This is a genomic window from Clostridium chauvoei, from assembly GCF_002327185.1.
Classification (GTDB): Bacteria; Bacillota; Clostridia; order Clostridiales; family Clostridiaceae; genus Clostridium; species Clostridium chauvoei.
Genome location: NZ_CP018624.1, coordinates 2,092,320 through 2,117,292 on the forward strand (window position 1 = coordinate 2,092,320; position 24,973 = coordinate 2,117,292).

The following is a 24,973-nucleotide window of genomic DNA, read 5'->3' on the forward strand; positions in this document are numbered from 1 at the left end:
AACTATATTTTTTATAAAAATAGGATAGGTTTCACCTATCCTAACAATTCTTATCTCTTAAATCTTTAATTTCCTCTATATCTAATCCTGTCTTATCAGATATTGTTTCATTATCTAAAACATCTAATAAATTTCTAGCGATCTCTATTGCTTTTCTTTTCTCTGCACTCTCTTCCATTTCTCTTAAAATAAATGCATTATTAGCAACCATTTTAATAACATCCTCCTTACTCGCTTCTAATACCTCTGTAGCTTTTATAGCTAATGGCTCTTCTGTAGTATTTCGAATCCAATGCTTTATTGCTTTTAATTCTTCATTACTTAAACTATCAAAAAATAATGCTATAGCTTTAACTCTATTCAAAAATTCTTGTGGCGTTATTTTTTGATCTAATAAAAATATTGCAGCTGTTACATTTTTGCTATTTACTAACTCTTCTTTTGTAAACCCATTGTTAATATCAAATATATCATAAGTGAAATTTAAAATTCCACTATGAAATTTTTCTTCATTATAAAATATCTTTCTTAGTTCAGTTGGTACGTCCCACACTTCTCTTCCATTATATAATACTATTGGTATTACTGCAGGAATCTTTAAATTCCTATCATTTTTATCGTGATTTTGATTTTTAGAGAACTCTCTTAGTATTTCACACATGTAAAATAATAATCTTAGTGGCATCCTATAATCTATAGTTGATTGGAACTCTATTAGTATATAAAATATTGCTTCTGTATCACCAATTTTTGCACTATAAACAATATCACTTTCTGACTCTTCATAATCTGATGAAATAAAAGATTTATTAACTAAAGTTAAATCTTCTACCTTTAAATATTTCGTGAAATCCTTACTTACGAAATTCTTTAACAAATCTATTGCTATTTCTTTTTTTGAATATAAATCCTTATAACTTTTGTCATGAATATGATACATTTCTTTCTTAACATTTTTATTCATATGATAACATTCCTTACTTTTTCTTTTGTTTTAATTATTATCATATTTCACCTTTATTATAACACTAAAGTAAAATTTCTTTAATAGAAACTTTATTATAATCCTATTTTACTTATACTATAGATATCTCTTATATCATTATATGTTCTTTAAAATCGAATACTAATCCTTAATTATTTTTTCTAATAATTTTGGTTCTCCACAGATACGCTTCCCGGTACTGTAAACAAAAAAAATTATACTTCCACCTATACAACCTAATTAATAATATCTCAAATTCAAGTTTTAATTATATTTTCCTACATTAATTTCATTATAGCATCAACAAAACTTCCTTAATGTAAACTTAATATTAACTTTAATTTAACTATATTAAGGCTCTCTTCTATTATTAATCCTAAATAAAATATTTTCTCAAATTCAAGTTTCTACTATGCTTTATACTAAAAAAGTAGCTAGTAAAATTTTTATTATTCTACTAGCTACTTTTTTAGTATATTATTTGCCCAATTAGGTATTTTTTTATCTTTCCATATTATTTCCCCATTTTTTAAATATATAACTTCTTTCAATACTTCTGTATTATCATATATATTTACTTCATCACATATTGCAATCACATTATTCAAGTTGTTTAATGAATCATAATATCTTCTTTCTATATCCTTATCTGGTATCCCATGCCCGCCTTTACTTACTCTAATTTTAACCCTTTCTTTAGCAACTTCAGGATCTTTTACCCCTACATAATTCATAACTATATAAAATCCATTTTCTTTTGCAAACTTTATGTTCTTTATTATGGTTTTTCCAGATAAAGTGGTTTCTTGATTAAATGATCTACCTTCTAAAATATAGTGTTTTATTAATTTAACAGCTTCTCTTGCACATTTCATTTGAATATTAGTATCTTTCCAACATCCAATTCTAGCTACCATTTCATCAGTATTTATTCTTTTTTCATCTTTATTCTCATTATAATAAATGGATTTATATATTGAAGTTTTGCCAGCTCCATTAACACCTGCAAAAATTGTAAATATCGCCATACTATTGCCCTATGACCTTTGCTTGCTCTTTTTGCAATACCAAATTAGATAATGTCATATAAAAGTCTTGTTCTTCTTTTGTCTTTGCATTCTTAAATAATTCCTTTAACTGACTATATGAATAACTTAGAAAAATATCGTATAAATTATTATTCTTATTTTCCATTTAAATTACCTCCTTTAAAAACACTTATATTAATATTATATACTAAATCCACTATATTATAAAATGTAAAAATTAATGCTCTCTTCTATAAATTCTGCTGTTGTCTCGAAATATATTTTGTATTTTTTGGTATTATATTGTATAATTTTTATGGTTTAATTTAATAATTATTAAAAATTTATACAAAAGAGGTGTTGTTTTGTTTAATTACTTTAAGGCTGAATTAAAATGTACAATTTATTCAAAATACTTTTTTATATCGTTATTAATAGCTTTTTCGTTGTTGCTGTATTCTTTCTTTGAATTTATTACATTAGGTTGGAATTTTAATGTATGGAATTTCCATTCTTTTTCTGAGCATTATGATTTTATTGATTTATTTCTAATTTCGAGATCTGAAAATAGGGCAAGTTATCTTGGGGTATTAGCTCCTCTTTTAGCTTCTTTAATTTACTCTGACTCTTATCTATCTGATAAAAAAACTGGTTATATAAATTTTATTTATATGAGAATTTCTAAGGGAAAATATATCTTAGTTAAATTATTAGTTAATTTTATTTCTAGTGGATTAGCTATATTATTGGCGTCTTCAATGATGTTAGTTTTTTTATCAATACTATATGGGTTTACACTTAACCCTAAAAATGCTTTGAATATCACTGGAGTATTTTCAAGTGGTAAATATTTATATCTTATTTTTATTATTTTTAACTCCTGTATTTTTTATTGTATATTTTCAACATTATCTTTAGCTGTTTCTACTTTTATAGATAACAAATATATTTCATTAGCTATTCCATTTTTTTATTATATAATTTCTGGTTCAATATTTGTTATGTTTGGACTTAATAAATTAAATGCAACAGCTTTATTTACACCTAAAAATGGTCTTAATATTTACCAGTTTATATTTTATGAGCTATTTTTACTTTCATTAGGGGTAATAACTTTTATTTATGGAGTGCTAAAATCAAATGAAAAGATTAATTAGATTTTTTTATAATAAAATTAATGATAGAAAAATTAAGATAACTTTATTTGTAGCTATCCTTTATCAGTTTTTAAATTTTTTAGAAATGTGTAAAGAGAAAGTACAGTTTAACTTATATGATGTGATTATTAGTCAATTTGATTATCTTTCATTATTTTTATGCTTAGTATTGTATTTTTAATTGTTATTTACAATATAAATTCTAACTCAGAGTTTGACCAATATTTATTACTTAGATTTAGTGATAAAAAACAATATTTTGATGCTAATGTTATAGTTGTTTTTATTACATCTTTCTTATATGTTTTTATGTTTAACCTGTTGTCTTTTATTGAATGTATAGGAAGAATTTCTATGAAAAATAACTGGAGTCAATTTTTTCTTAATGCAAATGCTGATTTAGTTAATATTGATACTTTTTTAAGTTATTTTACACCATTAAAATATACTATGATTTTAAATGTTTTAGTTTTTTTATATTTTTCTACTTTAGGAATGATATTTTTAATGATACATTCTATTTTTAACAAAAGATCTATAACATTAATTATAACAATTGGTATTATATGTTTAAATATGGCTTCAGATTCAACAAGAATACTTTCAGATTTTACCTTTACAAATAATATCTTTATCCTAAACTCTACTAATTTTATATTTTCAAATTTTATTTACTTTTTTAAAAGGCTGGCTTATTGGATGTTTATATTAATATCCTCTTACTTAACTGGTTTAATTATAACTATAAAGAAGGACTATAAATATGAATGTTAATTTTAATGTTATAAAAAATAATATTAGGAGTATTTTTAATTACAAAACTATAATTTTAAATATTTTAGTTTTTCTTTTATTATTTTCATTTCAACTTGACTTAATAAAAGAAAGCTCTCCTACCACCTTATTTCAATATATAACTTATTGTTTTTATGGAGTAGATACTGTACTTGAAAATATTAGTGCTTCATTTTCTTGGCTTATGTTTCAATTATTATTTATATTAATTATAATTCAATATATTAACAATGAATTTCAAGGTAGAAACATCTATTTAATTTCAAGACTTAAAAGTAAACAAAATTGGTTTTTAAATCTTGAATTAACACTAATTTTAGCAAGTATAATCTATTTTTTTATAGGTTTTTTAACGCTTATTGCTTGCTCTAAATTATTAGCTACTAGTCTTCAATTTTCAAATAAGGAAATCTATGCTTTTATTATTATTTTTCTTAATAGCTTATTTTATGTTAATTTTTATTTGTTTACAATAATTCTTCTTAAACATAATAAATACTCTTTACTAGGTTTAATTCTACTAATATTTATTAATATAGACTTAGGAAGTGTATTAAAAATAGATCTATATAATCCTTTTACTCAATGTATTTTTTAAAATACTATTTAATTAATAATTCATTCTTAAATTCTATAATGATTTTATTAATTAGCAATAGCTTGATTGTACTATCATTATACTTTGCTATTATAAAAAAAGATTTGCTAAATATTACAATATAACAAAGGGGGAACTGACACATGGATAATACTGTGGTAGAAATTAAAAATGCATCTAAAATAATAAATAATATAAAGATATTAGACAATATTAATGTTTCATTCAAAAGTGGACATATATACGGAATAATTGGGAAAAATGGTTCAGGAAAAACAATGTTATTTAAAGCTATATGTGGACTTATAAATATAACCTCTGGTGAAATAAAAGTCTTTGATAAATTAATAGCTAATGGGAAATTTCCAGATGATACTGGGATAATAATAGAAAACCCAGGTTTTTTACCTCAATATAGCGGATATAAAAATTTAGAAATACTAGCTAGTATACGTAATAAAATAACACCTTCAGACATTAAAGATATTATTAGAAAAGTAGGTCTAAACCCTGATGACAATAGACCAGTAAAAAAATACTCCTTAGGTATGAAACAAAGATTAGGAATTGCACAAGCCCTTATGGAAAACCCAAAACTACTAATTTTAGATGAACCAATGAATGCTTTAGATGAAGAAGCTGTAAATGACATCCGTAAAATACTACTAGATTTACAAAAACAATCAGTAACAATTATACTAGCAAGCCACAACAAAGAAGATATTTATACACTATGCGATTCTATCTATACCATAACCAATGGAGTGTTAAAACCAAGTTTAGTTACTACGTAAAAGAAACAGTATTATAAATTCTATAGCCTTATCTATCCCTAAAATATAAAATTGCAATATATAGTTAAGGTGATAATTACAATATAACTTGAAAGTAATATTTTTACATTTGAATATTATTAAACTACTATATGAAAGAAACATCTTAACTCTTAAAAATTCAAATTTAGTTTAAGATGATTTCTATAATTAAAAATCAAATTCAGTTACTACATGAAAGAAACATTATTATAAACTTTAGAGCCTTATCTATCCCTAAAATATAAAATTGCAATATATAATGAAGGTGATAATTACAATATAACTTAAAAGTAATATTTTTACATTTGAATATTATTAAACTACCATATGAAAGAAACATCTTAACTCTTAAAAATTCAAATTTAGTTTAAGATGATTTCTATAATTAAAAATCAAATTCAGTTACTACGTAAAAGAAACATTATTATAAACTCTATAGCCTTATCTATCCCTAAAATATAAAATTGCAATATATAGTTAAGGTGATAATTACAATTTAATATTAAGTAGTCCTTAATACGCAATAAAGATTATCATAAATCCTAGAGTTTTATAATTCTACCCTCTAATATAGAGTTTTTATCTATCCTCTCATCATATCTAAGAATTACAATATAACTTGAAAGTAATATTTTTACATTTGAATATTATTAAACTACTATATGAAAGAAACATTATCATAAAATTTAGAGTTTTATAAATACAACTTTGATATAGTAAATAAAATCTCTATTGTCTGAACGTATGTGAGTTATAGAGATTTTTGCTATATCTATAGTTGTATTTATAAGAAAACTCTTAGTGAAATGATATAGCTTTCTGGAATATAGTAGTTTAACAACTTCACACTTTAAAAATTCTTACCTAAAACATATTCTCAATTCTAGAATACTCCCCATACCACACCAACCCCACCATCCCTTTTCCTCCGTGTCTATTTTTTAGTATTATGGCGTTTATGCAATTTGGATTTTCGTCTGCACTTCTTGAATTGTAATTAATTTTTCCGTTTCTACTCATTTCGTCTCTATAAGCTAGATTCTCAAGTTTTTTATTTCTATATAAGGCTATAACTTGATCACTATCTTGCTCAATTCTTGCACTATCTTGAATATCGCTTTCTGATATTTTTTCGCATAGATTATCAGATACATTTCTATCAACACCTCTATTTGCCTGTGCTAAAAGTACTATACAAATATTCTCCTGCATAGCTAAAGTTTTAAGTTTTGATGATACTTCTCCAAGCTTTTCTGTTAAAGAAGATCCTTTAGCTCCTGATACATACTTATTTATATAATCAACAAAAACTACATCCAAGCCATGCTCTAATTTATAAAGCTTAATCTCATCTATCAACACATCAATATTAGTTTCATTAGTAACATAAAACTCATTATTTAAAAGCTTAGTTATAAGATAATTAACCTTGTCCTTTTTCTCTTCATCAGCAAAAACCTTATTAGATATATCAGAATACTTTATATAACAATAACTTGATGCCATCTTATTAAAAACCTCAGTATTACTCATTTCCCCACTACAATAAACAATCTTTTGACCATTCATAGCCATATTTAAAGCTATCTGCAAAGACATTGTAGTTTTCCCAACACCACTTCTTGAAAAAATAGTAATAAGCCTTCCCCTTTGAAAATTACAAAGAAGTTTATCAAGCTTATTAAGTCCACTTTTAAAACCAATTTCACTAGTATCATTATAAAGCCAATCCAAGTAGTTTTCATAAGGACTAATTATGTCAACTTCCCTTGTTAAACTAGATTTATACACAGATGCCAAGGTGTTTTCCACAGCTTCAACCATATCACTTGTAGATATATTTGTGCATAACTTTTTTGAAAGCTTTAAAATCTCACTTCTCTTATAATTTTCCACTAAAAGTTCAAGTTTTGTATTAAAATTCTCCTCACTTATTGAGCAAGTTGACACCTCTGTAATATATGAAACTCCCCCCATTTCTTTAGTAATATTCTTATAATTTTCAAGAAAATTTATAGTATCTATAGATTTCCCTTCATCCATCATCCTTAAAATTCCCTTGTAAATTTTCTTATGGGAATCAATTCTAAACATACAAGATTTAATCTTTTCTTTAGCCCTAAAAAATAAAGTACTATTATTAAAAATCCCACCTAAAATCTCTTGCTCTAAAACAATTTCTTGATTAGTAAGCATAATAAATTCCTCCCCTACTCAATATATTTAGTAAAATCAAATTCTAATTTTTTACTTGAAGTTTTCTTAAACTTAGAGGTATAGTTGTTCCATATATCACCACTATCTACAAACCTTTTAAGACCATTGTTCTTAACTAAAAAACTTTTCAATCTCCACTTAAAACTATAATAATAATTGCTCTTTAAAATTTCTGAATAATTACAAATACCTTGAATAATCTCACTAACTGAGAAACTTAACAAAGCCTTCTCTATGGCAAGCTTATTTTTAAAACTTAGCTCCTCAATATAACCTAAATTACATGAATTCCAACACTCTAAAATCCTTATATATATATTTGTATTATTCTCTTGTATTATTAGTGTTCCATTTTCAGAACCCTCTGGATTCTCACTTTCAGAACTGGTTGATGCTTCTAAAGTTTCACTGTTGATACTTGTTGATACTTCGTGATACTTCTCTTCTTTAACCTTTTGTTCAGTATTTTCCACATCACTTTCTTTATCTAAAGCCTTATTAATACCACCAAAAAGCTTATCCTTAATTCCTTCATAAAATAAATAACCCTTATGCAAAAAATATCTAGTTGCTCTACCAGTTTTAATAAGCTCAATATATCCCTTCTCCTTCAATGAAGAAATAATCTTTGATATTTTGCATCTATTCCTTATTTTTATTAAGTCCATAATGTCATTGTAAGTAGCTTCAATTACACCAACCCTTTCACCATCTAAAGACCAAAGCCCTGATAAAAAAGCTTTTTCATCAATACTTAATTTTTCATCTAAAAACACAATCTTCTCACTTATACTATAATTAATCATTTCCACAACCTCTCCCCCTTAACCTAAAACATATTTTTGAAATAATAATGATTTACCTTTTTAATAGTTTTCTTTTCGATATATCCCTTTTCACTTAAAGACTTAATAAGCTTAGAAATCTTTTCCCTTCTTTTAGTGCTGCAAATCTCCATTAAAACTTTATAGCTTGGAAATACCTCTCCACAATTTTTATAATCAAACTTCTTCAAAGCTATAAGAAAAAACTTTTCCTCCAAACTTAAATCTTGATTTTCTAAAATCCAATTATCAACCATAGTAAATTTTTTTCTCATCATAAAAAGTTCTCCTTTCGCGCGCAAATAATTAGGGAATTAAAAAACCCTTATATATAATAAATACGAAAAAAAAATCATGTTTTACGGATTTTCCGTAAAAAACATGATTTTTTTTAAAAGTTTTTTCCGACATAAAAAGACATCACCTTTTTAGTCTCATATTAACTCACTATCTCCCTAACTCTTTGAAAGACCTTAACTGGATTACTTGAAACCTTCAACAACTCAATAAAATCTTCATCCTCTACAAGTTTCATCAATTGAGTTATTATATCTATATGATCCTTTTCATTTTCTGTAGCCATAGTAAAAAATACTTTTACTCCATCTTTATTTAAAATACTAATTGGTTCTTTAAAAGTAGTTATAGTAAATCCAAATCCCTTAACATTTTTACCTGGTTTTGCATGTGGAATTGCAATCCCATCATCTACAACTATGTAAGGTCCTAAATCTTCTATATTCTTTACCATATCATCTATATAAGCTTTATTTATTACCCCGTCTTCTAATAATGGCTTAGCTGATTTTCTTATAGCTTCTCTCCAATCACTTTCCTCTATAGATAAATTTATATTATTTATACTAAAATTGCTTAACAATGAATTACTATTTTTATCTATTATATTAAAATACTTCATAAGTTCCTTTTTAAGTTCCATTCTATCATTAACGTTAGCTCGATCCTCAATAATACTTAATATATCATTTACTACATCTACATTATATATTGTAGAGCTTACATTTATATATCTTTTAAGATTAACTATATCTTCACAGGACAATAATGGAGATACAACTACACTTGGCACACTTAAATTTTCTTTTATTTTTATAGAGCTAATTACTAAATCTACATCATTTTCTAAAATAATTTTAGAAAGATTATGAAGAGAAGTTACTGAAACTATATTAACATTAAACATCTCTTTTATCTTAGAGCTTAAAAGTCTACCTGTTGCAAAGCCTCCATAACATGCAATAATTACATTTTTCACTCCATCTATATTTTTGCTTTTTAAATTTAATTTATCATTACTTTCTTTTATTCTATCTTTTCTTTCTATGGCAGCTTGAAAATATAAAGTTAAATATCCTATTTCATCATCACTAATTTCTTTTTTATATTTTCTTTCTATAAAATTAGAGGCTTGTCTTATAACATAAAAAATCTCACTATAAGAATTCTTTATATTATCAATTAAAGCATTAGTAGTTTGTCTATCATATACTATTCTAAATACTAAGGAATTAATATGCTTTAAAACTCCATCATATAATTGATAATCACTTCTAAGTCCTTTACACACCACTTTTTCTACATTTCTTATTAATTTATTTGTTATATATTCAATTTCATAAGAAGTAGGTTGCTCTAAAACATTCTTCCCACTTATACTGCTTCCTTGCATTATCATAGTTAAGTATTGAACTTCTCCTTTAGAAATATTAATATCAAAATACTCTTCAACACTTCCTACCACTTCAGTAATTATTCCATATTCTTCACTACAATTTATATAATCTAAATTATAATCGCTATAATCTAAGTTTCTATTAATTAAATTTCTTTTTACAGTAACTAAAATATTTATAACAAGGTTCATAAAAGCTTCATCTGACAAGCTAAACTTCTTTTTATGCTCTAAATTCCTAACTATACTTTCTACAAACTTTACATCTTCACATTTAAAGAAATCCTTTTGTATAGTATGAAAAATAACCATATTTTCTTTAGAATATATACTATCTACAATTTCTATAATATTATATCCTCCACCATCGTTAACTAATAAATCAACCATAGCCTTTCTTATTTCTTTTTCTTCACCATCAATAATTAAACCATTTTTATTTTCTGTTGATATAGCTAGCTTATAACCTTTAAGCCATTTTCTAACTAGCTTAAGGTCTGATACTAAAGTACTTTTACTTATCATAAGTTTTTCTGTAAGTACCCTATACTTTATTTCAGATTTTGATGTTAAAAGTTCGTAAAGTATAATAACTACCCTCTCTTCTTGGGATAAGACATAATTATTAATATCTATTCTTCTAAAAATATCATTAATGCTATTTTTTTCATTGTCCTTTAAAGAAAGTTTAACTCCAGCATTAGGTTTTCTACTTATTTCAGTTAAGGAATTACTCTTTAAAAAATAATCTATCTTATCTAAATCGTATCTTATAGTTCTCTTACTTACATTAAACTCATTGGCTAAATCTTCAATATTATAATATAACTCTTTTTCCATTAACATTAATAATATATCTTTACACCTTTTATTTAACATATTTCCTCCAATGTCTATAAATACTTATTGTTGCACTAAAGGTCTATATATAAATATATAGACCTTTAGCTTAACCTTTTTATTTTACATATTTAAAGCGTCATCATCGCTTAAATTATTTATAACCTTAGACTTTGTTTTTATAAAGTTTGGAATTATTAATGCTGCAATTAATATTACAACTATTCCATAAATACCAGCTTTTCCAACAAACTCATATACCTTACCAAGTAATATACCTATAACTCCAAAGTCTATATCTCCAAAAGTTGTGTTTTGGAAACCTAATGTACTCATTACTGATAATAATATTGCTGGTAAAAAGCTTAATAATAATCCGTTAACAAAGGCTCCTACAACAGCACCTCTTTTACCACCTGTTGCATTACCAAATATACCTGCTGTTGCTCCACAGAAGAAGTGAGGTACAAGTCCTGGAATTATTAATATTCCACCTGCAACGCCTAGTAATAACATTCCTATTATTCCACCTATAAAACTAGCTACAAATCCTATAACTACAGCTGTTGGAGCATATGTGAAAAATACTGCACAATCTACTGCTGGAATTGCATCTGGAATAATTTTAGTTGCAATACCTTGGAAGGCTGGTAATAAATCTCCTAAAATCATTCTAACACCTGAGTAAACTATAGCAACACCTACAGCAAATTTAAGAGCTGATAATATTGCAAAAATAAACATTGACTTTCCACCTGATAATTCAGCTACAAAATCTGGACCTGCTGCAAAGGCAGATACTAAATAGAAAACCATCATTGTAATACCTGTTGAAATTGTTGAATCTCTTAAGAAACTCCACTTTTCTGGTATTTCTATATCTTCAGTACTATCACTATTTTTACCTACAAGACCTCCAACCCAAGCTGAAATATAATAACCTATACTACCAAAGTGACCTAAAGCTATATCATCACCATCAGTAACCTTTAATGTGTATTTTTGACCTATTGCTGGAGAAATAGCACTCCAAGCACCTAATATAATACCGCCTATAATAACTAATAAATAACCTTCAAAACCAGCTGTTTGTAATACTGCTGATAGTAGACACGCCATAAAGAAGCTATGATGTCCAGTTAAAAATACATATTTATATTTTGTAAATCTAGCTATAACTAAATTTATAAGTAAACCAACAATAAGTATTGACATTGTTTCTACACCGAGAATCTTTTGTGCAACAGAAACAACAGCTTCATTATTAGGGATTACCCCTTGTATGTTAAACCCTTTTTCAATCATCTTTCCTAAAGGATCTAAATTTGAAACGATAAAATCAGCACCTGCACCTAACATTAAGTAACCTAAAATCGGATTTAGGGTACCTGTTAAAATTTTATGTGCAGGTTTTTTTAATGCTATAAGACCTACACAAGCCATAAGACCCATTAACAAGGCTGGCTCACTTAAAACATCCTTTACAAATTGTAATACTCCCATTAAATTCGCCCCCTATTTATTTAGATTATTATAAATTTCTTTAATCTTTTCTAGAGCATCTTCTTTAATTTTTTTCTTATTAACATAGCTTCTTACCACAGCTAAATTCTTACCTTCAAACTTACCTGCAAGTTCCTTTACTGTAACATATAAATCACAATTTTTACTTGAAGCTGCATTGAAATCACAAGATTCAACATCTACATTGTTCATGCCTTCTTCTCTGCAAATCTGCTCTATTTTAGTTGCAAGCATTAAGCTACTTCCTATACCATTTCCACATACAGTTACTATCTTCATAAAATCACCCTCCATTTTATTAAAAACTAAATATAACTTTTTAATAAATTAATTATTTCAACTTTATCTTTACAATTATTTATTTTCTCTATAAAATCATCATCTTCTAAAAGAAGCATTATATCTTTTAAAAGTTCTATATGACTATTATGGTCTAATGCACAAATAGCAATTATAACCCTTACTGGATCATACTCCTCATTTCCAAAAGCTATAGGATTTTTTAAAGTTATAAGAGAAAAACCTATATCCTTTGCTCCATTTTCTGGCCTTGCATGGGGCATCGCAACCCCATTTGCCATAACTATATAAGCACCCATTTCATTTACTGTATCTATCATTGCTTTTATATATTTTTCTTCGACTTTCCCTGCTTTTAAAAGTAAATCTCCAACTTCATATATGGCATTTTGCCATGTCTTTGCATTAACATCTAATTTAATAATATCTTCATTTAATAATTCTCTTAACATATTAAATCCTTCTTAACTTTAAGTTTTATTATAAAATCTTATATCCTAAACTTGTGGCATCCTTAAAGAAGCCCTTTACTGTTTCTAATGAATAGTCCTTTAAGTCTTTTCCAAATAAAGATAATTTATTTAAATTAGAGTTTGTTACAGTTATTATTTGACATCCACATCTATCAGCTTGTACTATATTGAAAACTTCTCTACAACTTGCCCATAATATTTCACAGTTTTTATTTTTCTTAGCAAAATCTACAGATTCCTTTACAAGATTTTCAGGATCAAAACCTGTATCAGCAATTCTTCCAGCAAATATTGAAATAATACTTGGAGTATTTTCATCTAATACAGCTAAAATATTTTTAACTTGTTCTACTGTAAATACAGCTGTTACATTAACCTTTATTCCATCCTTTGATAAGTTCTTAATTACCTTACCTGTAAATTCTCCCTTAGTATTAGTTACAGGAATTTTTATATAAATATTTTCTCCCCAGCTTGCTATTTCACGAGCTTCTTTTTCCATCTCATCAATATCATCTGAAAATACCTCAAAAGATATTGGCATATCTTTTATATTATCTAAAACTAGCTTTGCAAATTCAGAGTAACTTTTAATACCTGCTGCCTTCATTAAAGATGGATTAGTTGTAAATCCCTTTACTATTCCCTTTTTATATTCCTCTAACATACCTTCTAAATTTGCTCCATCAGCAAAAATTTTTACTTTTAAGTCCTTAACCATTATTTAGTCCTCCCCTTTAAACAATCTCTTGTAATTGATTACAATATCATTATATTCCCCCTCTATATGTATTTAAAGGACAAAGGTTTTCACTCTATTGTGGCAAAAAAATAAGTTATGCAAAAATGCATAACTTATTTTTAAATACTTAAAGCTTTAATTTTATCGATAGCTTCACTAGATAAACCTAAGCTTGATAGTGCTAAGTCTAGTTTATCTCTTAAAGCCTCTTCATCTATTGACATTTTTAGGTAGTCTAAAACGGCATCCCTTGTTTCAAAAAAGACTTTCTTTACTGTTACTAAATCCTCTCCAAAAACAAGGTTACTATTAAGAATTTTAGATAAAGTATATAAATATACAAATCCAAAATTCACTATGTCTAATTGATTTCTATTTTCTAACTTTTTTATTTTATAGTTACATCTCATAAGATCGTACTTACTAAGGCTGTCCTTCTCTAAAATAAACTCTTTTGCTTCTCTATTTATATGCTCACTAATATTGTTATCAAAATAATTTAATATTGCCTTACTTATGCAATCTACATCCTTAACCATATAAACCCCATACCTAAACTTTTACTTTTTATTTTTGAAAATAAATATACCTGCCATACCTATAACTATTATACCACTTAAAATAAGTATATCTTTAACCTTATTATTTGCTCCTTTATTGATAGAAAGCTTATCTGGTTCTTCATTTGAAATATCATTTGAAGTATCTCCATCTTTACGTATTATATTATTTTTTTCTAATTTGTTATTTTTTTTATCTAAATGTAAAAAACCTAACACTCTATCAATAAAGTTAGACTTTACCTTTGTGGTGTCGTAAGTTAAATTTTCATCTGAGTCTAAAAATATACCTTCTTTTTTATCATTTCCATTATCTTCATTTTTTATACCTCTTTTAAAATCAAAAGGCATATTATATACATTATTTCCACTATCTATCCCAACTAATTTAATAGTTAAGTTAGTATCATTTATATCTAAAGTCCCATCCCCTATGATTTTTGCTTTTATTTTAATTATTGAACCTGATCCACTAACACCTTCAACCATACCTTTAAAAGTCATTTTATAACTTGCTGTATCCCCATCTTTTTTAGGTTCATTTATTAATTCTTCAAATTTATTTCCTTCAATAAGGCTTCCTTCTACTATTGATTTTATTTCAATTATATCCGAATTATATGTATAATCCATTGACAATGAATATAAGTTTTCTACATTCTCTATATTTAAGCTTATTACAATATCCTGCCCCTTTTTTAATTCACCATCAACATTAATATTAACTAAAGGCTTATCATCAGCCCAAACTACATGTATAGATAAAATAAAAATTATAAATAATAATCCTAAAATCTTTTTCATTAATTTATTTCCCCCTTAAATTAAATTTAAATTTCTTTAATAAAAACACACAAAAATACACCTAATAAATAGGTGTATCTTTTGTAGTAATAACACTGCTCACGGTATTCTATTTCTTATAATATCTATAATTTGATTTTTGAATTTATTTACATATTTATTATATATTATTTTTAATTGAATTTGTGAAAATAATTTCATTATTTACAAATTATTAATATCTAAAGCCTTTTCTTAACATATTCTAAATCTTCTATAGAATCTATCTCGAAAATATCATCTTCTTCTATTTTATTTATATATAAATCAAGCTTTTTAATATTATCCTTAACTATATCGTCCCAATAAAAATTAGAAAAATCTTCATTTTCTATAACTCTTTCTAAATCCTTTATAATAACCTCTGCGTCCTTTTTGCTCCAATATGAAACCCCTGATAAGATATGGCCTTCGCCTTGTCCATCCATAACTTCAATATCTGAAACCTTATTGTTTTCATCAAAGATTATCTTCCACTCGTTTTTAACATCCTTTTTGTAAGCTGAAAAATAAGTTGAAGTTTTAGGTTTTTCTAGTAAAAAGTTTCTATTTATATACACATCTGCATCTATAACATAAGAATCTTTTAAAAATTCTCTAACTAGAAACATTGTATAAATATTGTTATATACATTATATTTATCGTTGTAAACTAAAGTTACTCCATACTTATTTTTAAGATATTCAAATTTTTCATTTAAATATCCTGTTACTATTATTATTTCGTCGATTCCTTTTTCCTTTAAAAACTGAATTTGTCTTTCTGCTAATGGCATTCCATTAACTTTTATTAAGGATTTAGGAGTATCTAAAGTTAATGGTCTTAACCTAGTTCCCATTCCTGCTGCCAAAAGAATTGCTCTCATCCCTATGCCTCCTTAATTTCATTAGGTTCTTTAGCTACTAAATATGATCCCATCATAATAACTCCACCTAATATTATTGTTTTTATAGAAAGTTCTCTTCCTAAAAATATAGTTTCAAAAATTATAGCCCAAGCAAAATATGTTATATTTATTCCCATTGCTTTTGTGGCTCCTATCTTTTGTATTGCACTATAATAACATAAATATGATATAGTTCCAAAAAGAGCTGTTACTATAATGACTATAAAAATTGGTTTTTTTATTGTTTCAATAGTTAATGGAATTGCTTTAATTAATGGAATTATTAAAAATCCATACACTATTGCTGAAGTAAACTGTCTTATTTGAAGGGCAGAATTAGAGCTTATCTCCTCATCCTTCATTCCATAACCACATATAACAGCTTCTGATCCCCAGCCTAAAACACATAGAATTATAAAAACAAACCCTAAAACATTTCCTGTATTATCTCCTTTTGAATATCCTAAAATTACAATACCAGTTATACTAATAATTAGTCCAAGCCATGCTTCTTTATTTATCTTTTCTTTAAGGATTATTGCTGCAAGTACTGCTCCTACTGCTGGATAAAATGAGGATATTGCTGCTGTATATGATGGTCCTAAATACTTAATTGATAATAAGTAACCAGTCATACCAACAGGTCCACCTAACAATGCTCCTATTACAACATAAAAAGCACTTTTAGTTTTCATTTCCTTAAATAAAGCTTTAAGTTTCTTTGTTACACATAGATACAAAAAGGTCCACATAGCTGAAAATAAGTCATGTAAAAATGTACTTATAAAAGGTGCTAAAAACATAGCCTCTGAAGTTTCTATAAAAGGAGTCATCGCTAAAATTATTCCCATTAAAACAGTATCTGCACCCCACATTATAGCTGATATCCCAGCTGCCCCTGTTCCTATATTCAATATTCTATTTTTCATAATTTAACCCCATAAATCCTCTAAATTAATTTTTCAAGCTTATCTAAATTTTCCTTGGCTCTATTGTATCTATCGATACCATAAGTTCCAAAGTCATCACCCTTAGCTTCCTTTATTAACGTCCATACTGCCCATAAAAAATCTTGGCATATTTTATTTATTAAAAGCTTAATTCTATTATTCTTACTTGCTTCACCATTAAAATATAATTTTAAAAATAACTCCTCATCACTTTCTGAAAATTTACATTCTATGCTATGAGCTGCTAAGTCCCACATCTCATCATTTAAACCACTATACTCCCAATCTATTAAATATAAACGACCATCTTTATCTTTAACAAAGTTTTCAGGTACAGTATCATTATGAGATGGTACAAGGTTAAAATCACATTCTTTAAATATATCTTTTAATCTCATCACTCTATTTTTTACTTCAAAATAATCTTTATAAAAACTTCCCTTACAAGCTTTTACTAAGTCTTCATACTTCTCCATTTCACTAAAAACATCAAAAGTATTTAACATCTCTATCTTTGAATTATGTAAAGTTCTTAATATGTCAGTAACTAATTTCATATTTTCTTCTTTTTTAGCTGCTCTTCCTGTTAAAGTTTCAGCTTCCTCTATAAACTTTGATATCTTAATTCCTCTTTCTTCATCAAAGCAAGGTATGTCTACATTTAATCCTAAATCTGAAGCTAATTTAGAATTAACCATTTCATTTTTTCTGCTTATCATATTTTCAGTTCCAGCTCCAGGAACTCTTAATATAAAATATTCTCCATTTATACATACTTTATAATTCTTATTAGTCATTCCCCCTGCATGTATAACTGTAGTAACATTTTCTGCTGGGATATCTAAATACCTTTGTATTATGCTTTTTATATTATCCTTTTCAAATTTTAAATCTTTTCTTTTAATCTTAGAAAATAAATAATTTTTAATTGCATCATACTGCTTTAAAGTATCAATTTCTCCCCAAGCTAAATCATCTATTTTTAAGGCCGCTACCCTATGCTCCCTTGATAAATCTAAAAGCATATATTCATAATGTAAATATGGGTTTATATTGTTTTCAAATTCCTTAAGCATCTTACTGTATAAACTATAAGAAATTCTGCTAATCCCTATCATTTCCCCATCTATTCTATTAAATTGATGAATATCCTTAGATAACTTAAATAAATATCCATTCTTTAACTGAACAAAGCCTTCATCCCCTGAACCACTTTCATTAGTTATAAGAACACAATCTTTTTCCTTGCTATTAACAATTTGAGAAATAGCCTGACTTTCAAAAATCAAATCCCCTTCTATAAGGATAAAATCATCTGTTATAAATTCTTTTGCTAAAGCTAGTGAAGTCATATTTCCTGTCCATTTATACTTTTCATTATTCACTAAAACTACACTGCTTTCTTTTTTAACTAATTCCTCCAAAAAGCTACTATTATATCCCGTTACTATAACTATCTTCTCTATTCCATTTTCCTTTAATATACTTATAGCTCTTTCAATTAAAGTAATGTCTTCAACTTCTAAAGCACACGCTGGCTTATGAAAGTCTTTTTCTCCTGCTGCTAAAATAACAGCTTCCCTTATACCATCCACTTTATTATTCATAATTACCCCCTAAGTAATTTTCTTAAATAACTATGTTCAACAGTAATATTTGCTTTTACATAAAAATAAGGATAGCCACACCCATCCTTATTTTATATTAAATATGAATTTAATATAAAATACACCTAAATTATATCAAACTTATATTATCGTTGTAAATTATCATTCATTAAGTTTTATTTGTTAAAGTTTTTTAAACTTAAAGGTATTCTTAAAATAAAAAAAATAGTTGTCCCTAAAATCCCACCAGAAAAATCAATTAATACATCCCTTACACTTGAAGTTCTACCTGGTATATATAATTGATAAAACTCGTCAAGAACCCCAACAAGCAATACTATAAATAATATATAAATAATAGCATTTTTACCCTTGATTCCAAAGTTCTCTAAAACTAAAGCTACTACAATAGCCAACATAAGAAATTCTAAAGCATGTGCTGCTTTTCTTAAAAGTAAATTTAATTTATTTTTATTTATATTTATTTTCTTAATAGAATTATTCTCTACCTTTTCCTCTATTTTATCAACAATCTTATTCACTATACTTTTACTTTTTATATTAGATTCCTCTCCACTTTTACTTGAGTTTGAAAATATAAAAAGTACACATAAAATACTAATTACTATTAACGCTAATTTCTTCATAATACCTCCTTACCTATTTAACTATTATACCAAATATTATGTCTCTCAATATTACAAAGATATTAAAAAAGCTACTTGAAAAAAACAAGTAACTTTTTAAAACCTATACTTTTTTAATACTTATATTGTAATCTATTTTATAATCTCTAAAATTTAAAATTCTTTCGTAGTCCTCTATATAATCTACCTCTGCCCAGAACTTTTTATTTATATCCTTAACAAAAATATCTGTCTTATCTGATAATGTATATAATGCATTTTCCCACCATTGTCCATGCTCTTGATGGTTTATCATTACATTTAAGTTTTCTTTAAACTTACCTATAAAATCACTCTTTATCTTAGCAACACCAATATACTCACCAGTAATTTCATCGCCTTCTAATTCTTTACCATATTTTATAAGCTTATTATTTTCATAATAGAATTTATAGTCAGCTTCTTCCTTTCTAGTATCATCACAGAATAAAACAGGACTTAATTCTTCTTCTATTATTTCCTTTAATAAACCTTCTTCTAAGAAAACATCACCATTCATAATTATAATATCTTCATCTTCTACAATAAAATCTTTTGCAAACCATGCTGAAGCTATACTATTTGTAACATTATAAAATGGATTATAATAAAAATTAACATTTTCATCTTTTAAAACTTCTTTTATATATTCTTGATTATAACCTAATATAATCCCAATATTGTCTATTCCACATTTTTTAAAATTTCTTACAGTGTACTTTATTAATATTTCTTCACCTATATCAACAGTACATTTAGGGTGACCTGATAAATATCTACTTATTCTAGTTCCTCTTCCTGCAGCTAAAATTAAAACTCTCATAGTATTCCTCCCTCATTCATATCTACAAATGCTTTTATTAACTTATCATTATCCTCTTTAGATAAATTACCTATATGACCTACTCTAAATAAGGTATCTCTTAAGGTTCCTCCATTTGGACATATGTGTATATCATAATTTTTTTCTATATACTCAAAAATATCATGAGCCTTCATTTTGCCAAGAGGCTTTAATGGTGTTACTGTATTTGATAATGATTCACTTGCTATCTTAAATGGTAAATCTTTGATTTTACTTCTAAAATCTTCTGCAATTTCTTTTGTATAATTTAAGTAATACTCTATTCCCTTTTCATCAATCTTACTTAATCTATAATTTAATTGAATCAATATTCCTACTGCTGGTGTAAAAGGAGTTTGTCCCCTTAATCCATCCTCTAAATACTTTCTTAAATTAAAATATAAAGATCTGCATTTAGATTTATTAACTCTATTAACACCTTTTTCATCTAATACTAATATTGATATTCCTGGTGGAAGAGCTAACCCCTTTTGTGAGCTTAAAATAGTAATATTTACTCCCCACTTGTCCATATAATATTCATCTGCTAAAAATGAGCTTATTGCATCTACTACTAAAAATAAATTTTCTTCCTTGCAGAATTTTGATACTAATTCCATATCATAATAAACCCCAGTAGAAGTCTCATGTACATTTATTAAAAATCCAGTAAAGCCTTTTCCCTTAAATTTACTTAAATCTTCTTCTGTAAGCTTCTTTCCACTAGAAAGCTTGATTTCTTCATGATTTATATTATGTATTTCACAGATTTCTTTAAATCTGCCTCCAAAACTTCCCCCATTTACAACTAAAACCTTATCATTTTCATCAAAACTATTCATTACAGCAGCTTCCATAGCACCAGTTCCTGAAGCTGTTAAAAATACTGCCCTTGCTCCATTACTAGCATAAACAAACTTTTTAATTAAATCTTCATTTTCTTTATTTAAATTTGAAAATTCTGACGTTCTAAAATAAGGAATTTTATGTGAACCAATCTCTTGAATATCCTCATCCATCTCCACTGGTCCTACAGAAAAATTCAAATTCTTTTTTAACTCTATCATTTCATATCTCCTACCCTATATCTAATTCCCTTTAATTACAATTTCATGATTTTTTAATATAATTATTTTTATCAATGAATATATCAACTATTATAACATTTAATTAGTTTTTTTCCAATTTTTATATAAATATTATCTAGTAAATTTTAAATAAAAACTAGTTTTCCATAAAAAAAATAAGACTATCTGTAAAAACAAATAGTCTTATTATTGAATCTCTTCTTTGGTTTTAAAAATAGTAAAGGGATATTATATTTTAATTATTTACACTTTTACTAATTTTATACACTAGTTTTTATAATTTTTTCTAAATATTCCGAAAGTCCTTCTTTAAGCTCTGGTCTTCTTAATGCATATTCTATTGTTGCTTCTAAAAAGCCTAACTTATCACCTACATCATATCTTCTGCCTTTAAAATTATAAGCATACATTGCTTCATTTTTTATAAGCTCCAATAATGCATCTGTAAGTTGTATTTCATTTCCCTTATCTGGTTTAGTATTATCTAATATTTCAAATATTTTAGGGGTTACTATATATCTTCCAAGAATAGCAACATTAGATGGAGCTTCTTCAATACTAGGCTTTTCAACTAATCCCTTTACCTTCATTACTCTATCTTCAATATCTATTCCATCAACTATACCGTACTTACATACATCTTCATTATCTACAGTTTGTACACCTAATATCGATGTTTTATACTCATCATAACATTCAATAAGTTGCTTTAAACAAGGCTTTTCTTCATTATATACAATATCATCACCTAATAATATTGCAAAAGGTTCATTACCAACGAAAGCCTTAGCACAATTAATAGCATGTCCAAGTCCTCTAGGCTCCTTTTGTCTTATATAATGTATATCAACCATATCAGATACATCCTTAACTAACTCAAGAAGCTCATCCTTTCCACTTTTAGCAAGCTCCATCTCAAGCTCAATAGACTTATCAAAGTGATCTTCAATACACTTCTTACTTCTTCCTGTTATAATAAGAATTTCTTCTATACCTGATTCCACAGCTTCTTCTATTATATATTGAATAGTTGGCTTATCAACTATAGGTAACATTTCCTTAGGCTGTGCCTTAGTTGCAGGTAAAAATCTAGTACCAAGACCTGCTGCTGGTATTATTGCTTTTCTTATTTTTTTGTTCATAAATCCTCACTAATTATATTATTTTTTCATAAAATTATATCTTTTTAATATCTGATTTACTACTTCATTCTTATTTCTTATCATATAAATTATACCTATTAAACAATAAATACTTCCACCAACAATAATTTGTATTATCCCTGTTAATATTGTTTTATTTAATACTAAACCTATATATCTAATAATTAAACACATAAATATTCCAGGAATAACGAAAAACATATTACGTTTAATGTATGTATTAATATCTAATTCTTCTTTTACTTTTATTGTCTGATATATAGCCACTGTTGCTTCAGCTAAAACAGTTCCTATTGTAGCTCCAATAGCTCCATATTTTCTAATTAATAATAGATTAATAACTAAATTAACAATAGCTCCTAAAATAGTAGACACTATATAAATTTTATCTTTTTTCTTTGGTATCAAAAATTGCATTCTAATAACATTTGCCCATGCTATAAATAATATTGTTACAGACAAAATTGATACTATGTCTATACATTGAATAAATTCCTTTCCTAAAAATATAGGAATTAATACAGGGCTTACTCCTATTAAACCAAACATAGAACCAAAAGCCATAAACATTACAAAATCCATTGATATTGATATATATTTTTTACTTTGATTTTTTTTACCTTTTGCTTCTAAATTTGATATCTTAGGCAACATAACAGTACCAAGAGCAACAATAATACCTATTGGTATATTTATTATTTTTTCAGAATTTTCATAGAAACCTACTTGAGTAATTGTATTCATAGATCCAATCATAATTTTATCCATTATCTTATATATACTTATTGCAACAATTGGAATAAAAAGTATTAATATTGGTTTAATTTGTTCTAATATATTATTTATATCTATTTTAATTAACTTAATATATCTACCTATAAATTTCCATAATATTAGTTGTCCAATTAAAACTCCTAAAGCTAATATCAATGAGTATATATATAAGTCATTTTTATCTTTTACAAAAATAAAAATACTAAGTACTGATAATAATTTAATAATAGTATTTCTTATTACTGTTAATTTAAACTCTTCTATTCCAAAAAAGAACCAATTTATATCAAATAAAGCTGATATAATATATATTAGTTGAATTAAAAATATTATTTTATATTTATCTACTATAAAATAAACATATATACTATAAAAAATAATCATAATTAAAGATATTATAACTTGCACTGAGTAAATACTAAGAAATACCCTACTTAAATTTTCTTTATTATCCCTAACCATAGCTACACTTCTATTTCCATGATTATTTATTCCTAACATTGCAAATAAAACAAAATAATTTACTATTGAATACGTATATGATTGTACTCCTACCCCATCTACTCCTATAACTCTAGATATATATGGTGTTGTAATTAATGGAAGTATTAATATTAACATTTGATATGTAACATTATAAATAAGATTCTTTTTTATACTCATAAATTTATAGCCTTATATCTTAATTTTTTTAAAATATAATACATATTTACTTTTATCCATAAATATATATTTATTTTTTTTAGTATTTTCATTTCACTATGTGCTTTACTGGTATTATTATTTTTTATATACAACTTACTTAGTCTATATGAAAAACTTTCTTCAACTTTTATTATTTCATTAGTATTTAAGTTATTATATAGACTTCTACAATACAATCTTAACATCTCCTCTCCTTTTATATTCTTAATGCTACCTTGACTTATTCTTTCTTTTGAATGCTCATTATATCTAACTAAAATTTCGGGGACTCTATCTACTTCATACCCTCTATTTAATAATTTTATTATAACTGTAGAATCTTGTTTACTAGGAACATTATTAAATCCTCCAATATTAATAAGTGCTTTTCTTTTACATAACCATTGTGATGTTGCCGCAATACACAAACACATTGAATCAAATAAACAATTTCCAACATAATCATATCTATATTCATTTAATTTTTTATCATATTCATCATAACTATCGGTATAACAGTATATTAAAGCTAGTTTTTTACTTTTATTATTTTTAAATAATTCTATTTGTTTCTCTATTTTTTCTGGATAATATTCATCATCATCATCTAAAAAAGCAATATACTCTCCTTCAGCATTATCTATTCCTCTATTTCTTGTTAATGCTCCTCCGATATTCTCTTCATTTACTATGTATTTTATATTATTATACTTTGTATATTTTTTTATTATTTCTTTCACTCTAGTATGATACTCTGATTTAATACCATTATCATCTACTATTATTATTTCTATATTTCTATATGTTTGTCTAATTATACTTTCTATGGCGCGTTCTAATTCAAAATCTCTCTTATATGTAGATATTATTATACTAACTAAATCTTCCATATTATTTCTCCTTTATATTAAATTGTA

The 24,973-nt window shown here is 26.0% G+C and carries 25 protein-coding genes; 3 read left to right on the forward strand and 22 right to left on the reverse strand.

Annotated elements, in window-relative coordinates:
• Window positions 1-40 precede the first annotated feature (40 nt).
• From BTM21_RS09810 to BTM21_RS13795, 3 genes are all read right to left on the reverse strand, one after another.
• Window positions 41-964 (reverse strand): Rpn family recombination-promoting nuclease/putative transposase, encoded by a 924-nt coding sequence (locus tag BTM21_RS09810; protein ID WP_021874864.1) that lies wholly within the window; start codon window positions 962-964, stop codon window positions 41-43.
• A 482-nt stretch (window positions 965-1,446) separates the two neighbouring features.
• Entirely contained in the window at window positions 1,447-2,013 is a 567-nt protein-coding gene (locus tag BTM21_RS09815; protein ID WP_021874863.1) for an ATPase, read from the reverse strand.
• A 1-nt stretch (window position 2,014) separates the two neighbouring features.
• Window positions 2,015-2,179 carry a hypothetical protein gene (locus BTM21_RS13795; protein WP_021874862.1) on the reverse strand — a complete coding sequence of 55 codons (165 nt, stop codon included), beginning with the start codon at window positions 2,177-2,179 and terminating at the stop codon, window positions 2,015-2,017.
• A gap of 199 nt (window positions 2,180-2,378) precedes the next feature.
• On the opposite strand from BTM21_RS13795, the gene BTM21_RS09825 reads away from it, so the two are divergent.
• From BTM21_RS09825 to BTM21_RS09845, 3 genes are all read left to right on the forward strand, one after another.
• Window positions 2,379-3,170: an ABC transporter permease gene (locus BTM21_RS09825; protein ID WP_021874861.1), complete on the forward strand. Its 792-nt coding sequence runs from the start codon at window positions 2,379-2,381 to the stop codon at window positions 3,168-3,170.
• Between the two features lie 354 nt (window positions 3,171-3,524).
• Window positions 3,525-3,944, forward strand: coding sequence for a hypothetical protein (locus BTM21_RS09835; protein WP_096145422.1), 420 nt, complete (start codon window positions 3,525-3,527; stop codon window positions 3,942-3,944).
• Window positions 3,945-4,706: 762 nt separating this feature from the next.
• Window positions 4,707-5,357 (forward strand): ABC transporter ATP-binding protein, encoded by a 651-nt coding sequence (locus tag BTM21_RS09845; protein ID WP_021874858.1) that lies wholly within the window; start codon window positions 4,707-4,709, stop codon window positions 5,355-5,357.
• Between the two features lie 885 nt (window positions 5,358-6,242).
• Here the strand turns inward: BTM21_RS09845 and BTM21_RS09850 are convergent.
• The 19 genes from BTM21_RS09850 to BTM21_RS09940 form a co-directional block, all read right to left on the reverse strand.
• Window positions 6,243-7,574 carry a replicative DNA helicase gene (locus BTM21_RS09850; RefSeq protein WP_021874857.1) on the reverse strand — a complete coding sequence of 444 codons (1,332 nt, stop codon included), beginning with the start codon at window positions 7,572-7,574 and terminating at the stop codon, window positions 6,243-6,245.
• Window positions 7,575-7,588: 14 nt separating this feature from the next.
• Window positions 7,589-8,407, reverse strand: coding sequence for a hypothetical protein (locus BTM21_RS09855; protein ID WP_021874856.1), 819 nt, complete (start codon window positions 8,405-8,407; stop codon window positions 7,589-7,591).
• A 17-nt stretch (window positions 8,408-8,424) separates the two neighbouring features.
• Window positions 8,425-8,697 carry a helix-turn-helix domain-containing protein gene (locus tag BTM21_RS09860; RefSeq protein WP_021874855.1) on the reverse strand — a complete coding sequence of 91 codons (273 nt, stop codon included), beginning with the start codon at window positions 8,695-8,697 and terminating at the stop codon, window positions 8,425-8,427.
• A 161-nt stretch (window positions 8,698-8,858) separates the two neighbouring features.
• Complete coding sequence (locus BTM21_RS09865; protein WP_021874854.1) at window positions 8,859-10,991, reverse strand: BglG family transcription antiterminator; 2,133 nt, start codon at window positions 10,989-10,991, stop codon at window positions 8,859-8,861.
• Between the two features lie 84 nt (window positions 10,992-11,075).
• On the reverse strand, window positions 11,076-12,455 hold the full coding sequence (locus tag BTM21_RS09870) for a PTS ascorbate transporter subunit IIC (RefSeq protein WP_021874853.1): 1,380 nt from the start codon (window positions 12,453-12,455) through the stop codon (window positions 11,076-11,078).
• 12 nt (window positions 12,456-12,467) lie between these two features.
• Window positions 12,468-12,755, reverse strand: a complete 288-nt coding sequence (locus BTM21_RS09875; RefSeq protein ID WP_079481110.1) for a PTS sugar transporter subunit IIB — start codon at window positions 12,753-12,755, stop codon at window positions 12,468-12,470.
• A 26-nt stretch (window positions 12,756-12,781) separates the two neighbouring features.
• Window positions 12,782-13,228, reverse strand: a complete 447-nt coding sequence (locus BTM21_RS09880) for a PTS sugar transporter subunit IIA (RefSeq protein ID WP_021874851.1) — start codon at window positions 13,226-13,228, stop codon at window positions 12,782-12,784.
• Window positions 13,229-13,256: 28 nt separating this feature from the next.
• Entirely contained in the window at window positions 13,257-13,970 is a 714-nt protein-coding gene (locus BTM21_RS09885) for a transaldolase (RefSeq protein WP_021874850.1), read from the reverse strand.
• Between the two features lie 140 nt (window positions 13,971-14,110).
• Complete coding sequence (locus BTM21_RS09890; RefSeq protein WP_021874849.1) at window positions 14,111-14,530, reverse strand: hypothetical protein; 420 nt, start codon at window positions 14,528-14,530, stop codon at window positions 14,111-14,113.
• 21 nt (window positions 14,531-14,551) lie between these two features.
• Window positions 14,552-15,355 (reverse strand): cohesin domain-containing protein, encoded by an 804-nt coding sequence (locus tag BTM21_RS09895; RefSeq protein WP_021874848.1) that lies wholly within the window; start codon window positions 15,353-15,355, stop codon window positions 14,552-14,554.
• A gap of 221 nt (window positions 15,356-15,576) precedes the next feature.
• Complete coding sequence (locus BTM21_RS09900; RefSeq protein ID WP_021874847.1) at window positions 15,577-16,260, reverse strand: sugar phosphate nucleotidyltransferase; 684 nt, start codon at window positions 16,258-16,260, stop codon at window positions 15,577-15,579.
• A gap of 2 nt (window positions 16,261-16,262) precedes the next feature.
• Entirely contained in the window at window positions 16,263-17,210 is a 948-nt protein-coding gene (locus tag BTM21_RS09905; protein ID WP_021874846.1) for a DMT family transporter, read from the reverse strand.
• A 20-nt stretch (window positions 17,211-17,230) separates the two neighbouring features.
• The gene (locus BTM21_RS09910; protein ID WP_021874845.1) at window positions 17,231-18,838 is read right to left on the reverse strand and encodes an NTP transferase domain-containing protein; all 1,608 of its coding nucleotides are present in this window, start codon (window positions 18,836-18,838) and stop codon (window positions 17,231-17,233) included.
• A gap of 176 nt (window positions 18,839-19,014) precedes the next feature.
• Window positions 19,015-19,485 (reverse strand): VanZ family protein, encoded by a 471-nt coding sequence (locus tag BTM21_RS09915; protein ID WP_021874844.1) that lies wholly within the window; start codon window positions 19,483-19,485, stop codon window positions 19,015-19,017.
• Window positions 19,486-19,588: 103 nt separating this feature from the next.
• Window positions 19,589-20,326, reverse strand: coding sequence for a phosphocholine cytidylyltransferase family protein (locus BTM21_RS09920; RefSeq protein WP_079481109.1), 738 nt, complete (start codon window positions 20,324-20,326; stop codon window positions 19,589-19,591).
• Window positions 20,323-21,414: a pyridoxal-phosphate-dependent aminotransferase family protein gene (locus tag BTM21_RS09925; protein WP_021874842.1), complete on the reverse strand. Its 1,092-nt coding sequence runs from the start codon at window positions 21,412-21,414 to the stop codon at window positions 20,323-20,325. Before BTM21_RS09925 ends, BTM21_RS09920 begins: the two co-directional genes overlap by 4 nt.
• Window positions 21,415-21,695: 281 nt before the next feature.
• A complete protein-coding gene (gene galU / locus BTM21_RS09930) occupies window positions 21,696-22,577 on the reverse strand; it encodes a UTP--glucose-1-phosphate uridylyltransferase GalU (RefSeq protein ID WP_021874841.1) in 882 nt (293 codons plus the stop codon).
• 18 nt (window positions 22,578-22,595) lie between these two features.
• Window positions 22,596-24,035 (reverse strand): flippase, encoded by a 1,440-nt coding sequence (locus BTM21_RS09935; protein ID WP_079481108.1) that lies wholly within the window; start codon window positions 24,033-24,035, stop codon window positions 22,596-22,598.
• Window positions 24,032-24,946 carry a glycosyltransferase family 2 protein gene (locus BTM21_RS09940; protein ID WP_021874839.1) on the reverse strand — a complete coding sequence of 305 codons (915 nt, stop codon included), beginning with the start codon at window positions 24,944-24,946 and terminating at the stop codon, window positions 24,032-24,034. Before BTM21_RS09940 ends, BTM21_RS09935 begins: the two co-directional genes overlap by 4 nt.
• Window positions 24,947-24,973: the final 27 nt, after the last annotated feature.